The sequence below is a fragment of the Actinomadura coerulea genome (assembly GCF_014208105.1).
GTDB classification, from domain to species: Bacteria; Actinomycetota; Actinomycetes; order Streptosporangiales; family Streptosporangiaceae; genus Spirillospora; species Spirillospora coerulea.
In genome coordinates, this window is sequence record NZ_JACHMQ010000001.1 from 1073723 (window position 1) to 1086791 (window position 13069).

The window sequence follows — 13069 nt, forward strand, 5'->3', positions numbered from 1 at the left end:
CGCCCGAACCGGCTCCACCGGGGTCAGGGGCCGATGCGGTGGTTGTCGAGGCGCGCCCACTCGGCGTCCCACGACCGGAACCGGCACCGGTCGCACCGCGCCCGGACGAGCCAGTAGAGGCAGAGCACGGGCAGTCCCGTGGCGAGGACGACGCCCGTCCCGGCGACCGCGGTGTGGACGACCGTCTGCGCGTGCCGGCGGGGCGGTGTGATCGAGACGCCGTCCGGCCCCGCCCACAGGACGAGGCGCTCCCCGACGCCGGCTCCCCGCCACGTCGTGTAGTCGCCGGTCCGCCGCGTCCCGTCGGGGTCGGTCCAGGCGACCGTGACCGTGCGCCGGCCTCCCGGATCGCGCACCTTCACGATGGTGGCCTCGACGCGGTGCCGGGTGGCGGCCTGCTGCCGCTCGGCCCTGACGCCTGAGCCGTAGGCGGACTGGACGGCATGGGCGAGCAGCGGCGGCGCCGCGCTCATGAAGACGATGAGCAGGAGGAGTCCGAGCCGCCACTGGACCCGGTCCACGTTGCGCCGCAGGTCGTTGCGGTCGAAACCGCAACCGCGACGCCAACGGTCGATCCGTGCTGTCACGCGTCCGGTCCGTGCTCGCATGGTCGTCGCTCCCATGACGCCGTCCCTTCACCTTTCTTCCACCACGACGCTACGCACCGGCCCTGGACGGCTGCAGAGGCGGAAGCCCCTCGCGGGAGGGACCCTCCCGGGCCCTCCTTCCCCCGGAACACGGGACCTTGGTCCCGCCGATCATGCGCCGAACGTACCTACAGGCCAATGCCGATCCACGGTTGAGTCATGGGTGACGAGATCATCGATGCGATGGAAGGTGAGTGGCGATGGCACTCTCCGAGCACAAGACCCACATGGGCCGGGACACTCTGATCCGGGTGGTGACCCCCAAGCCGCTGACCGAGTCGCACGCCGCCCGTTACGCGTGGGCCGCCGCCCGCCTCGCGCTCGGCTGGATCTTCCTGTGGGCGTTCCTGGACAAGACCTTCGGGCTGGGCCACGAGACCCCCGCGGCCAAGGCGTGGATCGACGGCGGCAGCCCGACCGACGGGTTCATGGCGCACGCGACCGCCGGACCGCTCGCCGGCTTCTACCACGACATCGCGGGAGCGGCCTGGGCCGACTGGCTGTTCATGCTCGGGCTGGCCGGCATCGGCGCCGCCCTCGTCCTGGGCGTGGGCATGCGGGTCGCCGCCGCGGCGGGAGCCGCCCTGCTGGTGATGATGTGGTCGGCGGTCCTCCCCCCGGAGAACAACCCCTTCATGGACGACCACCTGGTCTACGCGATCCTGGTCATCGGGCTGGCCCTGGTCAGCGCCGGTGACACCCTGGGCCTCGGCCGCTGGTGGGGCGGTACCCGCCTGGTCAAGCGCCTCCCCTTCCTCAAGTGACCTGATCCGCGACACGAGGGGCGCTCCCCGAGAGCGCCCCTCGTACGCGTGTCCGGCGGGAGGACGGACGGCGGGAAGGACGGACGGCAGGACGGGCCCGCGCGGCCGGGCGGCCTGGCGGTCAGGCAGGACGGGGTGCGGGAGAACGGTCCGGCGGACCCGCGGGGTCCATGGCGGCGAGGGCCTGGTCGACGGCGCGGGGGAGGGGCCCACTGGTGTCGACGGTCGCCGATCCGGGCCAGGGCGCGGAGTCCGCGCGCATGGCGGCGGCGATGTCCGCGTCGGCGTCGGAGGCGCCCCGGGGGCGGGTCCGCATCCGCTCGGCGCAGACGGCCTCCGGCGCCTCGCAGCGCAGCGGCGTCAGGTGCGCGTGCTCCTGCTCGGCGACGGCGGCGAGGAGTTCCCGGTTGGCCTCGGACGTCCAGGAGGCGTCCAGGACGACCGTCTCGCCCATCCGGAGCAGGCTCGCGGCGCGCGCGGCCATCTCGCGGTGGGTGCGCCGGCCCCATTCCGGCGTGTAGATGCCGGAGCCGTAGGGGGCGCCCGCCGGGTCGGCGGGCGCCAGCCCGGCGAGCTCCTTGCGGATCCGGTCGCTGCTGAGCACCGTGCAGCCGAGCCGGTCGGCCAGCGCGCCGGCCAGGGAGGTCTTCCCGGTGCCCGGGAGCCCGCCCACCATGATCAGGCCGACGCGGCCGGCGCGCAGATGGCGCAGCGCGACGTCGGCGTAGGCGCGGGCGTCGGCGGCCGCGTCCGGGGCGCCCTGGCCGTGGCGCAGGCACGCCACCTTGGCGCGGACGAAGGCGCGGTAGGCCACGTAGTGGTGGCGCAGCGAGGACGGGGCCGGGTCGGCGGCGTACTCGGCGTACCAGCCGAGGAAGCGCTCGGCGAGGTCCGGGGCGCCCAGGCGTTCGAGGTCCATCGCCAGGAACGCGGCGTCGTCGAGACCGTCCAGGAAGCGGAGCCGGTCGTCGAACTCCAGGCAGTCGAGGATCCGCGGGCCGTCGTCCAGGCAGAAGACGTCGCCGGCCAGCAGGTCGCCGTGCCCGTCGACCACGCGCCCGTCGGCGATGCGGGCGTCGAACAGGGGCTCGCGGCCGGCGAGGAACTCGTCCGCGAGGGCCTCGGTCTCGGCGGCGGCCGCGGCGTCCAGGACGGCGCCGCGGAACGGCCCGGTCTGCTCGAAACTGTCGTGCCAGCGGCCCCGGACGGCGTCGCGGGTCTCCTCGGCCGCGACGCGGGGACCGCGCGGCGCCCTGGAGTGCCAGGCGGCCAGGATCCGGGCGGTGTCGCGCAGCGCGTCCCGCACCGGCGCGCCCGCCCTGACCAGGGTGGACAGGCGCCGGTCGGCGGGCATCCGCCGCATCACGACCAGATGGTCGCAGACGTCGCCGCCGGGCCCGTGCACGTCGGCGACGCCGAGGTACACGTCGGGGGCGAACCGCCGGTTCAGCCGGACCTCCTCGTGGCACGCGCGCTCGCGCAGCTCACGGGTGCTGAAGTCCAGGAACCCCAGGTCCACCGGCTTCTTCAGCTTGTAGGCGCGGTCCCCGGCGAAGAAGACCACGCCGATGTGGGTCTCGGCGACGGCCGCGGCCTCCACGGGCCTCAGACCCCCGGGTGGGGGGCGGCGCTGGTGTCGGCGTAGTCGTAGCCGAGGTTCTGGACGACGTCGACGACGCCTTCCGTGGCGGCGGTCATGCGCACGACGACCGGGACCAGGCTCTTGCGCTCCACGCGCCCGGTGAGGTGGACGACCCCCTCCTGGACACGGACGTGCACCTCGGCGGGGTCCTGCCAGTTCCTGGTCATGACGTCCCCGACCGTGCGGCGCTTCATGGCTCTCCTCCCCGGTCCGCCGCGGGCCTCAGAGGCTGTCGCCGGCGGCGGCCCTCTGGTCCGCGCAGATCACGACCTCGCAGCGCGCCCGCTCCCGCACGACCGGGACGGTGTCGCCGCCGAGCGGATTGCCGTGCTCGGAGTGCGACCGGGCGCCGACCACCAGCAGTTCGGCGCGCCCCGCCGCCTCGGCCAGCACCACGCCCGGCTCGCCGTGCAGGACGCGCAGCCGGGTGGTCATGTGCCGGGATCGGGGGATCACACGGGCGACCAGGCGGCGCAGCCGCAGCCACTCCTTGACCGCCTGGAACGGGCGCCGCGCGGGGCCCTCGCCGGCCTCCATGACGCGGACCACGTCGAGCCGCGCGTGGCGTTCGGAGGCCTCGCGGGCGGCGCGGCGCAGCGCGGCCATGGAGTTGGGGGAACCGTCCACCCCGACGACGACGGACCGTTGCTCGGGCACGACCCACATCAGCGACCTCCCTCAGTCACCTCCACCTTCCCGCCCGGGGCGTTCCGCGGGTCAGTGCCGAGCGTCCCCCCGAATCGGGACTTTCGGCCCGATCCGGGCGTCCGTCGGGAGGGGGCGCCGCCGGGTCATCCGGTCGCCCCCGGGTGGAGGACGGCCTGCGCGGCGACGAAGGCCGCGACGGCGAAGACGAGGTAGGCGAACCAGCGCCGCAGCCGGTCGGCGTCCAGGCGCCGGGCGAGGCGGGCGGCGGCGAGCGATCCGGCGACGGCCGCCAGGGTGAACGCCGCGATGACGCCGTAGTCCAGCGTCGCGTCCCCGGCGTGCGCGGCGAAGCCGGCGACCGAGTTGACCACCACGATGACCAGGGAGGTGCCGACCGCGGCGGCCATCGGCAGGCCCAGCCCGACGACCAGGGCCGGGATGATCAGGAAGCCGCCGCCGACGCCGAACAGCCCGGTCAGCACGCCGACGGCCGCGCCCGCGCCGATCGACTTGGGCAGGCAGGAGCGCCAGTCGACGCCGCCGCCGGGAAGGGCGCACGCCCCGCCCAGCCGGTCGCCGCCGGCCAGCATCCGCCAGCCGGCCGCCACCATGAGCGCCGCGAAGCCGAGCAGCACGGCCTGGTCGGGCATGAGGCGGTTCAGGGCGGCCCCGCCGAAGGCGGCCGCCGCCCCGGCGGCGCCGAAGACGCCGGCGATCCGCCAGCGCACCTGCCCGGCGTGGACGCGGGGCAGCGCGGCCGTGGCCGAGGAGATGCCCACGACCAGCAGGGACGCGGGAACCGCCGAGGCCAGCGGCAGGCCCGCGCCGTAGACGAGGGCGGGGACGGCGAGGATGGAGCCGCCGCCGCCGAGCAGCCCGAGCAGGACGCCGATGAGGGCGCCGAGGACGAGTGCGGTCAGCATGTCCTCACCTCCAGGGCGGACGTGGGCGGCGCGTCATGGGCGGTCCGAGGCCAGGGCGCCCAGGACGGCGGCCATGTCGCATTTCGGGCCGCGGTTGTAGGGCAGCTTGGACAGGGCCATCCCCATGGCGCAGGTGTTGGACAGGGCGGCGAAGGTGAGGCCGCCGCCGATGGCCGCCGCGAGCCACTTGGCGCGCGGGACGGCCGTGCTCGCCAGGACCGAGCCGAGCACGACCGAGCCCGCGACCAGGCGGACCTGGCGCTCCAGGTCCCAGCGGGGGCGTCCCGCGGCGACCGGTTCGCCCGCGGCCTGCCAGGCGCCGATGCCGCCGTGCAGGACGCGCAGGTTCGGCAGGCCCGCGCCCGCCAGCGCCTGGGAGGCCTGGCCGGCCCGCTGCCCGGACCGGCAGACGAGCACCACCTGCTCGTCGAGGTGGGCGCGCAGTTCGGCGCGGTGCTCGCGCAGCAGGTCGAGCGGCACGTTGTAGGAGCCGGGGATGTGCCCGGTCTCGAACTCGCCGGGCGTCCGGACGTCGATGAGCCGCGGCCGGTCGTCGGACTCCAGGAGTTCGCGCAGGGCGGGGACGTCCACGGTGGACGCGGTGGGCGGGGTGGTCACTGGGTCTTCTCCCTGTCGTGGTGGTGGGTCGCCGGTCCGGTCGGTCCGGGTCAGCGGTCGGTGATGGTGAGGCCCGCGGGCGCGGCCTCGGAGTAGGCGTCGTCGATGTGCACGGCCCGCACTCCGGCCCGCTGGAGCAGGCTGGTGGCGGCGGCGGCCCGGTAGCCCGAGCCGCAGTGCACCCAGACGGTCCCGGCGGGCAGTTCGTCCAGCCGGCCGGTCAGCTCGGGGAGGGGGATGTGGACGGCGCCCTCGACGTGCCCGTCCCTCCACTCGTTGGTCATGCGCACGTCCAGCACGGCGTCCGGCGCGGGCAGGTGCCGGGGGACGCGGCCGGAGCGGGCGGCGGCCAGGTCGGCGAACGTCGCGACGAGGGTCTCGCGCAGCCGGTCGGCGTCGCCGCCGGCCCACCGCTCGGGCTCCCCGGAGGACGCCGCGGCCGGGCGGTCGATGCCGATCCGCGCCAGCTCCCGCTGGGCGGCGGCGATCTGCTCGGGGCTGTCGCCGAGCAGGGTGAGGGGCGCGCCCCACGGCGCCAGCCAGCCGAGCCACGTCGACATCGCGCCGTCCAGGCCGAAGCTGAGGGTGCCGGCCAGGTGCCGCTGGGCGAAGGCCTTGCGGGAGCGCAGGTCGACGACCCACTCCCCGGCGGCGATGCGGTCGCGCAGCTCGGCGGGGTCGGCGGTCCGGGCGGGGGTGAGGTCGAGCAGGTCGGCTCCGGCGCTGTTGCGGACGCCCATGTGCGCGTAGTAGGCGGGGTAGGCGTCGAGCCCGTCCAGGGTCTCGGTGACGAAGTCGTCGGCCTCCAGCCGCAGCGCCGGGTTGGCTCGCCGCTCCTGGCCGATGGTCGAGGACTCGGCGTCGGACTGGCTCGCCGAGCAGAAGCTGCCGAACCCGTGCGTGGGCCAGACGTGCGCGCCGTCGGGCAGCAGGTCGGCCAGCCGCCGCGCCGACGCGTGCTGCCGCTGGGCCAGAAGGTGGGCGTGCTCGGAACCGAGGAGGTCGGTGCGGCCGGTGGTGCCGAACAGCAGCGATCCGCCGGTGAAGACGCCTTCGGGCCCGCCGGGGCCGGACAGGACGTAGGACAGGTGGTGGAAGGTGTGCCCCGGGGTGGCGACGGCGCGGATGCGCAGCGCGTCGGAGACGGCGATCTCGTCGCCGTCCGCAAGGGCGGTCCGCTCGAAGGCGACGTCCTCGTCGGCCGAGAGCAGGTACGCCGCCCCGGTCGCCCGGGCCAGGGCCAGTCCGCCGGAGACGTAGTCGTTGTGCAGGTGGGTCTCGGCCACGTGCGTGATGCGGACGTCCAGCCGCCCGGCCAGGGCCAGGAAGCGGTCGATGTCGCGCTGCGGATCGACGACCAGCGCCACCCGCCCGTCGTGGGCGAGGTAGCTGCGGTCGCCCAGGGACGAGGTCTCGACTACCTGGACATGTGCCATCTGCGTTCACTCCTTATACCCCGGGGGGTATGCGTCGGTCAGATCGCGGCCATGGTCGTGTCCCCTCGTCGACCGATGAGGGGAGGGTCCGCCGCGGCCCTCAGGAAAGGGCGAGGAAGAGCTTCTCCAGGCGCTCGGCGCTGATCGGCGGCTTCTCGCCCCGGTCGGCCGCCGCCTGGCAGTGCCGCAGGCCGGTCGAAATGATCTTGAATCCGGCCCGGTCGATCGCCTTGGACACCGCCGCCAGCTGGGTCAGCACCCGCTCGCAGTCGTCGGCGTTCTCGATCATCGAGATCACCCCGCCCAGCTGGCCGTGCGCCCGCCGGAGCCGGGTCAGCGCGTCCGCCAGGGCGGTCGCGTCCATCTCCAGATGCTCCTCCATCGTCCACCTCCGGCGCCCACCATACCCCCTGGGGTATCCGTTCGCGCGTGAGGTGCCTCACCCCGCCCCGGGACTTCCGGTAGGACCTTCGGCTCTACCTGCGAAGACTCCCGAATCCAAGACTTGGGGCAAGCGAGGAACCGGCAGCAGAGGAGGTGGCACCGATGAGCGAGATGCTGGTCGTCCACCGGGAGGACGACGCCTTCGCGGTCATCGTCCGCGACCACGTGATCCACGTGGACCAGCCGTACGCGGGGGGAGGCATGGACGCCGGCCCGACGCCGGTCGAGCTGTTCGTGGCGTCCCTCGCCGCGTGCACCGCGCACTACGCCCGGCGCTACCTGAAGGCGCGCTGCCTGCCCGCGAACGGGCTGGAGGTCGCCGCCGACTACGCGATGAGCCCGGAGGGCCCCGCCCGGGTGTCGCGCATCGACCTGCGCCTGCGCCCTCCCGTCCGGCTGCCCGACCGGGACGTGGGGGGACTGATGGCGGCCGTCATGGCCTGCACGGTCCACAACTCGATCCTCGCCGCGCCGCGCGTCGGCGTGCGCCTGGAGAGCGAGGTCACGGCCGCCTGAGCGGCGCCGGAGGTCCCGGCGCCGAGGGCCGTTCGGCCCTGGGGAGCGGGCGCCCCGGGCGGTGGAATGGAGGCGGACCGAGGAGGAGGGCGTCATGAGCCACGTGGTCGTCGGCTACGACGGAACGAGCGAGAGCGAGCGCGCCCTGCGCTGGGCGGTGGAGGAGGCCCGGCTCCGGCGGCTGCCGCTGACGGTGTGCCACGCGTGGCAGTGGCCGTATCCGATCGAATTCATCGACCGCGAGGGCGTGGCCATCGTCCGCCGGATGGGGGAGCACATGCTCGACCAGGGCGTGGCGCTGGCGCGCGAGCTGGCACCCGGCCTGAAGGTGCTCAAGCGGCTGGACACCGGGGGGCCCTACCTGGCGCTGCTGAACCAGGGGCCGGACGCGGAGCTCATCGTCGTCGGCTCGCACCCGCCGGAGGAGATGTCCGTCGGGTCCACGGTGCTGCGGGTGGCGGCCCGGGCCGACATCCCGGTCGCGGTCGTGCGCTCGGGCCCCTCTCGCGACGGACTGGTGGTCGTGGGCGTGGACGGCTCCCCGGGCGCCGACGCGGCACTGGCGTTCGCCTTCGAGGAGGCGGCGCTGCGCGGCTGGCGGCTGCGCGCGGTGTACGGATGCTGGGAGCCCGGCGCCGCCCCCGACGGCGACCTGTCGCTGTTCGGCGACGAGGACAAGCTCCGCCACGTGTGCGGATGCGTGCTCGAACGGGCGGTCGCGCCCTGGCTGGTCAAGTACCCCTTCGTCCAGGCGGTGACCTCGCTGGTGCTCAGGCCGCCCCGCGAGGTCCTGCTGGAAGCGGCGGAGGGCGCGACGCTGACGGTGGTGGGCTCGCGCGGCGCCGGCGCCGTCGGGCCGCTGTCGGTGGGCGCGACGAGCGACGCGCTGCTCAAGCACGCGCCCTGCACGACCACGATCGTCCCGCGGCGGGTCGGATGACCCCGGACGGCGCAGAGCACCGAAGGTAGGCGAGCCAAGTGAGCATGGTGACCGCAGCCGATCTGGCCCGCGAGCCGTTCTTCGACGGTATGCGGAGCCTGGATCTGACCAGGCTGGCGAAGGCGGCCCGGCACACCGACATCCCCGCGGGGCGGCGCATCTTCGCCGAGTCCGCCGCGGCGGAGCGGTTCTGGCTCCTCCTCGACGGGAGCGTGGCCGTCGACATGAACCTCCCCGAAGGCGGGACCCTCGTCGTCGACACCTTCGGGCCCGGATCGGTGGTGGGCTGGTCGTGGCTGTTCCGTCCGCACCGCTGGCGGTTCGGCGCGGTCGCGAGCACACCCGTCCAGGCGATCGAGTTCGACGGCCGGCTGGTGCGGACGCTGAGCGCCGTCGACCCGTCGCTCGGCTACGAGCTGACGCGCCGCCTCGCCGAGCAGGTCGTGGGCCGCCTGGAGGCGGCCCGGACCCGGCTGGCCGATGCCGCCCCCGGCTCCCTGGGCCGCGCGGTGTGACCCTTCGGGCCGGTCAGGCGGCCACCTCGTCGCGCTGGAGCGGGCGGCTCATGCACCGGGGGCCGCCCCGGCGTCGGCCGCCGGGGATGGTGACGACCTCGCCGCGCCGCGGGGTCAGTCGCGGGGTCAGTCGCGGGGGCGGACGACGGCGACGGGGCAGTGGGCGTGGTGGATGACGCCGTGGCCGACCGATCCGAGCGGGAACGACCGGCCCCGGGACCCGACCACGACCAGGTCGGCCTCCGCGGAGGCCCGCGCGAGCGTCTGCACCGGGTGGCCGATGACCACGTCCTCGCCGACCTTGAGGTCCGGGTCGCGCCCGCGCCACGGCGCCAGGACCGCGGCCAGGCGGTCGCAGCGGCCGTTGGTGGCGAGCTGGACGTCGGCCCCCGAGCCGGCGGCGGGCCGCCAGGCGTGCAGCACGCGGAGCCGGGCGCCCCGCGCGGCGGCCGCGGCGAACGCGTGGTCGAGCGCGGGGGCGGGGTCCTCGGCCAGGTCCAGTCCGACCACGACCTCCCCGATGGGGGTGTCCGAGTGGCCGCGGACGATGACCACGGGGCCCGGGTAGTGCCCGGCCAGGTGCAGGCCGGTGGAGCCGAGCAGCAGCGAGGCGAAGCCGCCCCGGCCGCGATGGCCGACGACGACCTCGGCGGCCTCGCCGGTGTAGTGCCGCAGGCCGCCCGCCACCGTCCGGTCGTGGACGAGCATCGTCTCGACCTTGAGGCGGGGGTGCCGCCGCAGGGCCGCGTCCCGTCCGGCGCGCAGCACCGGGTTCCAGGCGTCCACCAGTGACGCGGCGTCGCCGCCCGTGTTGCCGGGCGCGGTCTTCGTGGGGGTCTCCAGGACGTGGAGGATGTGCAGTTCCTTGCCGTGGCGCGCGGCCTCGTCGGCCGCCCAGCCGATGGCGCGGTCGGAGTGGGCGGACCCGTCGGTTCCGACCAGGATCGCCGTTCGCTGCGTGGACATGTGCTTCTCCTGAGGGGATCGGGGGTCAGCGCCCGGCGGCGGGCGTCAGCGGCGGGAGCAGGAGGAGTTCCTGCGCCTGCCGCGCCGTCGGCGCCGCTTCGCCGTGGCCGGTGTCCAGGGGGGCGCCCTCCAGGGCGGCGGCCAGCAGCCGGGCCGCCTCGGCGAGCGCGGCCACCTGCCGCTCCAGCACCGCGACGCGATGTTCCAGAGCCGGGACGGACGAACCATGGGAGATCTGCCTCGCCCTCGCGAAGCTCCTTAAAGCTCGGCGAGCCGCCCCGGTGGCGGCCACGGTGCCGACTCAAGCGTCGTCCGCGCGCCTTCCCGTCTGTAGGGACCTTCGTCCCCGCCTCGATCGGCGACGGTCCTCTCGTCCGGGAGCGGACCTCAGATGCGGCCGGAGGGGAGCAGGGCGAGGTCCTCGAAGCCGGGCGTCCACCACAGGCCGCCTTCGGGCGTCACGCCGAGCGCCTCGATATCCGGCCGGGCCTCCGCCCAGGCGCGGGCCGCGCCGCCCATGGCGAAGGCCGCGGTGGCGAGCGCGTCGACGTCGGTGAGGTGGCGCCCGACCAGCGTCACGGAGGCCAGGCCCGCGGCGGGACGCCCGGTGCGGGGGTCGAGGATGTGCTCGCCGCGCTCGGCGGTGCCCGAGGTGGCGACGGCGATGTCGCGCCCGGACACGACGGCGACGAGCCCGCCGCGGTCGCGGGGGTCGGCGATGCCGATCCGCCACGGTTCACCGGGCCCGGTCTCGCCGCGCGCCTGGACGTCGCCGCCGCCGTTCACGCAGTGGTCGTGCGCGCCGGCGTCGTGCAGGATCGTCGACGCCCGCTCGATCGCCCAGCCCTTGACCACCCCGCTGGGATCGAGCCAGCCCCCCGGCTCGCAGGTGAACGCGCCGCCGGTGGATTGTTCGAGTTCCGCGCCGAGGCGCAGGACCTCGGCGACCTCGGGACCGCACTCGCCGAGCGCGGCGCGGCCGTCCGCCAGGCGCGACACCTGGCTGTCGGGGCGGTAGGGGGAGAAGACGCGGTCGACGTGGTGCAGCCAGGCGACGGCCTGCGCGAGGGCCGCGGCGATGGACGGCGAGCGCGCCGTGCGGACGTCGAAGGAGAACACCGTCCCCATCGCGTGCTCCACGTGGCGGATCCCCTCAGGCACGGGCACTGTCCAGGGCGCTCTGAAGGGACGTGATGTACCCCTCGCTGGTGTAGGTGGCCCCGGACACGGTGTCGATGCGCGCGCTGCCCGCCGCGAGGGCCTTCTTGGTGAGCTTGGGGAGGGCGATGGAGGCGATCTCGCGGTCGCGGCCGTTCTCCGATGGAGAGCGCAGGACGCGGACGGCGGTGAGGTGGCCGCCCGACATCGTGATCTCGACCTGGACGGGCCCGTAGCGGGTGTCGACGCTCTGGCCCCGGTACGTCCTGCTCACCGGGTTCGCTCCGCTGCCCGCGGCTCCGCTCGTCCCGTCGCCGGTCCCGCCGCCCGCGGTGGAGGGGGGCGGCACGGCGGTGTCGTGCTGGTGCGGTTTCAACGACAGCAGCAGCACGACTCCCGCGATCGTCGCGCTCGTGGTGAACACGGCTCGGCGCATGTGGTGCGGTCCTCTCAGAACTCGAAGGATTCGGATCGGACGTGGCGGCGTCGCACGCCGGCCTGCTTGAGCGCGCCCTGGGCGGCGGCCATCATGCCGGGAGGCCCGCACAGGTAGACGTCCCGGTGCCGGATGTCGGGGACGAGGTCGCGCAGCGCCCGGCCGTCCAGCGACAGGGAGTAGTGGGACGGCTCGTCGACGAAGTAGTGGACGCGCGCCCCCCGGACGCGGGCGATGTCGTCCAGTTCGCCGCGCAGGGCCAGGTCCTCGGGCCGGCGGGCGAGATAGACGAGGGCGACGTCGCCGGGCAGGGTCTCGAACAGCGTCCGCAGCGGGGTGATGCCGACGCCGCCGGCGATCAGCAGGGCCCGGTCGTGGTGCGGCCGCGCCCCGGTGAACCCGCCGTAGGGCCCCTCGGCCCAGACCCGCGTCCCGGGGCGGAGCCGGGCCAGCGCCCGGCTGTGGTCCCCGGCCTCCTTGACGGTGATGCGGAGCCGGTGCCCGCGGGGCGGCTCGGACAGCGAGTAGGGGTTGGCCGTCCACCAGAAGCCCGGGGCGAGGAACCGCCAGCGGAAGAACTGGCCCGGCTCGGCGCGCAGCTCGTCCAGGTGGCGGCCGCTCATGTAGACCGACACGACCCCGGGCGCCTCGGCGTGGACGGCGGTGACCCGCAGCCCGTGCCGGATCCCGCGCACGGCGGGCATCAGGAACCGGAACCAGGCGAGGGTGACGGCGACGCCGATGTACAGGGTGTACCAGGCCGCCTTCGCCCAGGGCGATCCGGCGAACTGGGCGCCGCTGGCGAGCTGGTGCGAGAACGCCAGGAAGATGGCCAGGTAGGTCGCGAAGTGCAGGTAGTGCCAGGTCTCGTAGCGCATCCGCCGCCGCGCCGCCCGCGCGGACGTGATCCCGACGCCGAGGAGCACCAGGAACCCGGCCGTGCCCTTGAGCATCTCGGGGTAGTCGACGACCACCGTCGCCGTCTCGTGGACGACGTCGGTGCGGGCCGTCACCGCGTACCCCCAGATGATCAGTAGGGCGTGCGCCAGCACGAGGCAGACGGTGTACCGCCCGCCCATCGCGTGCCAGCGGGCCAGCCGGTCGGTGCCCACGCCCCGTTCGAGCGCCGGCACGCGGGCCATCAGGGCCAGCAGGACGGCGCAGCCGTAGCCCGCCAGCAGCCCGGTGACGCGCCCGGCCTCGGTCAGCCAGCCGTCCAGGCCGGTGATCGAGTCGGTGGTGCGCCACCACAGGGCCAGCACCGCGACCGCGCCGGCGTAGATCAGCACTTGCGGCCACCAGTGCGGGACGCGCCACGACGGCCGCCTGACCCTCGGGGCCGGCCGCATGATGTCGTACCTGGTCGTCGTCATGGCAGCCACCCTGCCAACGCAGTTTCTGAGTTCCCTCTGACAG

General features: G+C 75.0%; 17 protein-coding genes. 4 read left to right on the forward strand and 13 right to left on the reverse strand.

Annotated elements, in window-relative coordinates; translation table 11 throughout:
- Positions 1–23: 23 nt before the first annotated feature.
- Entirely contained in the window at positions 24–587 is a 564-nt protein-coding gene (locus tag BKA00_RS05090; protein WP_185023809.1) for an Rv1733c family protein, read from the reverse strand.
- A 287-nt stretch (positions 588–874) separates the two neighbouring features.
- Between BKA00_RS05090 and BKA00_RS05095 the strand changes: the two genes are divergently transcribed.
- Positions 875–1411 carry a DoxX family membrane protein gene (locus BKA00_RS05095; RefSeq protein ID WP_221493630.1) on the forward strand — a complete coding sequence of 179 codons (537 nt, stop codon included), beginning with the start codon at positions 875–877 and terminating at the stop codon, positions 1409–1411.
- Between the two features lie 121 nt (positions 1412–1532).
- Here the strand turns inward: BKA00_RS05095 and BKA00_RS40265 are convergent, their stop codons facing one another.
- The 7 genes from BKA00_RS40265 to BKA00_RS05130 form a co-directional block, all read right to left on the reverse strand.
- On the reverse strand, positions 1533–3011 hold the full coding sequence (locus BKA00_RS40265; protein ID WP_230298937.1) for a bifunctional aminoglycoside phosphotransferase/ATP-binding protein: 1479 nt from the start codon (positions 3009–3011) through the stop codon (positions 1533–1535).
- 5 nt (positions 3012–3016) lie between these two features.
- Positions 3017–3247 carry a BON domain-containing protein gene (locus tag BKA00_RS05105; protein ID WP_185023811.1) on the reverse strand — a complete coding sequence of 77 codons (231 nt, stop codon included), beginning with the start codon at positions 3245–3247 and terminating at the stop codon, positions 3017–3019.
- 28 nt (positions 3248–3275) lie between these two features.
- Positions 3276–3719: a universal stress protein gene (locus tag BKA00_RS05110; protein ID WP_185023812.1), complete on the reverse strand. Its 444-nt coding sequence runs from the start codon at positions 3717–3719 to the stop codon at positions 3276–3278.
- Positions 3720–3844: 125 nt separating this feature from the next.
- Positions 3845–4624 carry a sulfite exporter TauE/SafE family protein gene (locus BKA00_RS05115; RefSeq protein WP_185023813.1) on the reverse strand — a complete coding sequence of 260 codons (780 nt, stop codon included), beginning with the start codon at positions 4622–4624 and terminating at the stop codon, positions 3845–3847.
- Between the two features lie 33 nt (positions 4625–4657).
- Positions 4658–5242, reverse strand: a complete 585-nt coding sequence (locus BKA00_RS05120) for a rhodanese-like domain-containing protein (protein WP_185023814.1) — start codon at positions 5240–5242, stop codon at positions 4658–4660.
- A 50-nt stretch (positions 5243–5292) separates the two neighbouring features.
- A complete protein-coding gene (locus BKA00_RS05125) occupies positions 5293–6678 on the reverse strand; it encodes an MBL fold metallo-hydrolase (protein ID WP_185023815.1) in 1386 nt (461 codons plus the stop codon).
- Between the two features lie 100 nt (positions 6679–6778).
- Positions 6779–7060 (reverse strand): metal-sensitive transcriptional regulator, encoded by a 282-nt coding sequence (locus BKA00_RS05130; RefSeq protein WP_230298938.1) that lies wholly within the window; start codon positions 7058–7060, stop codon positions 6779–6781.
- A 164-nt stretch (positions 7061–7224) separates the two neighbouring features.
- Between BKA00_RS05130 and BKA00_RS05135 the strand changes: the two genes are divergently transcribed.
- The 3 genes from BKA00_RS05135 (at position 7225) to BKA00_RS05145 (ending at position 9093) form a co-directional block, all read left to right on the forward strand.
- Positions 7225–7638, forward strand: coding sequence for an OsmC family protein (locus tag BKA00_RS05135; protein ID WP_185023816.1), 414 nt, complete (start codon positions 7225–7227; stop codon positions 7636–7638).
- Between the two features lie 94 nt (positions 7639–7732).
- Positions 7733–8578: a universal stress protein gene (locus tag BKA00_RS05140; RefSeq protein WP_185023817.1), complete on the forward strand. Its 846-nt coding sequence runs from the start codon at positions 7733–7735 to the stop codon at positions 8576–8578.
- A 44-nt stretch (positions 8579–8622) separates the two neighbouring features.
- Positions 8623–9093: a cyclic nucleotide-binding domain-containing protein gene (locus tag BKA00_RS05145; protein ID WP_230298950.1), complete on the forward strand. Its 471-nt coding sequence runs from the start codon at positions 8623–8625 to the stop codon at positions 9091–9093.
- A gap of 126 nt (positions 9094–9219) precedes the next feature.
- On the opposite strand, the gene BKA00_RS05150 is transcribed toward BKA00_RS05145, so the two are convergent.
- From BKA00_RS05150 to BKA00_RS05170, 5 genes are all read right to left on the reverse strand, one after another.
- Positions 9220–10059 (reverse strand): universal stress protein, encoded by an 840-nt coding sequence (locus tag BKA00_RS05150; protein WP_185023818.1) that lies wholly within the window; start codon positions 10057–10059, stop codon positions 9220–9222.
- A gap of 25 nt (positions 10060–10084) precedes the next feature.
- Positions 10085–10249, reverse strand: coding sequence for a hypothetical protein (locus BKA00_RS05155; RefSeq protein WP_185023819.1), 165 nt, complete (start codon positions 10247–10249; stop codon positions 10085–10087).
- A 197-nt stretch (positions 10250–10446) separates the two neighbouring features.
- Positions 10447–11220 (reverse strand): FAD:protein FMN transferase, encoded by a 774-nt coding sequence (locus BKA00_RS05160; protein ID WP_230298939.1) that lies wholly within the window; start codon positions 11218–11220, stop codon positions 10447–10449.
- Positions 11213–11653 (reverse strand): FMN-binding protein, encoded by a 441-nt coding sequence (locus BKA00_RS05165; RefSeq protein WP_185023820.1) that lies wholly within the window; start codon positions 11651–11653, stop codon positions 11213–11215. Before BKA00_RS05165 ends, BKA00_RS05160 begins: the two co-directional genes overlap by 8 nt.
- 14 nt (positions 11654–11667) lie before the next feature.
- A complete protein-coding gene (locus BKA00_RS05170) occupies positions 11668–13026 on the reverse strand; it encodes a ferredoxin reductase family protein (protein ID WP_185023821.1) in 1359 nt (452 codons plus the stop codon).
- Positions 13027–13069: the final 43 nt, after the last annotated feature.

Excerpts from the sequence above, each read along its gene's own strand:
- BKA00_RS05110 (WP_185023812.1), bottom strand. The coding sequence starts at position 3,719 with ATGTGGGTCGTGCCCGAGCAACGGTCCGTCGTCGTCGGGGTGGACGGT.
- BKA00_RS05105 (WP_185023811.1), bottom strand. The coding sequence starts at position 3,247 with ATGAAGCGCCGCACGGTCGGGGACGTCATGACCAGGAACTGGCAGGAC.
- BKA00_RS05165 (WP_185023820.1), bottom strand. The coding sequence starts at position 11,653 with ATGCGCCGAGCCGTGTTCACCACGAGCGCGACGATCGCGGGAGTCGTG.
- BKA00_RS05145 (WP_230298950.1), top strand. The coding sequence starts at position 8,623 with ATGGTGACCGCAGCCGATCTGGCCCGCGAGCCGTTCTTCGACGGTATG.
- BKA00_RS05150 (WP_185023818.1), bottom strand. The coding sequence starts at position 10,059 with ATGTCCACGCAGCGAACGGCGATCCTGGTCGGAACCGACGGGTCCGCC.
- BKA00_RS05140 (WP_185023817.1), top strand. The coding sequence starts at position 7,733 with ATGAGCCACGTGGTCGTCGGCTACGACGGAACGAGCGAGAGCGAGCGC.
- BKA00_RS05095 (WP_221493630.1), top strand. The coding sequence starts at position 875 with ATGGGCCGGGACACTCTGATCCGGGTGGTGACCCCCAAGCCGCTGACC.
- BKA00_RS05135 (WP_185023816.1), top strand. The coding sequence starts at position 7,225 with ATGAGCGAGATGCTGGTCGTCCACCGGGAGGACGACGCCTTCGCGGTC.
- BKA00_RS05130 (WP_230298938.1), bottom strand. The coding sequence starts at position 7,060 with ATGGAGGAGCATCTGGAGATGGACGCGACCGCCCTGGCGGACGCGCTG.
- BKA00_RS05170 (WP_185023821.1), bottom strand. The coding sequence starts at position 13,026 with ATGACGACGACCAGGTACGACATCATGCGGCCGGCCCCGAGGGTCAGG.
- BKA00_RS05125 (WP_185023815.1), bottom strand. The coding sequence starts at position 6,678 with ATGGCACATGTCCAGGTAGTCGAGACCTCGTCCCTGGGCGACCGCAGC.
- BKA00_RS05115 (WP_185023813.1), bottom strand. The coding sequence starts at position 4,624 with ATGCTGACCGCACTCGTCCTCGGCGCCCTCATCGGCGTCCTGCTCGGG.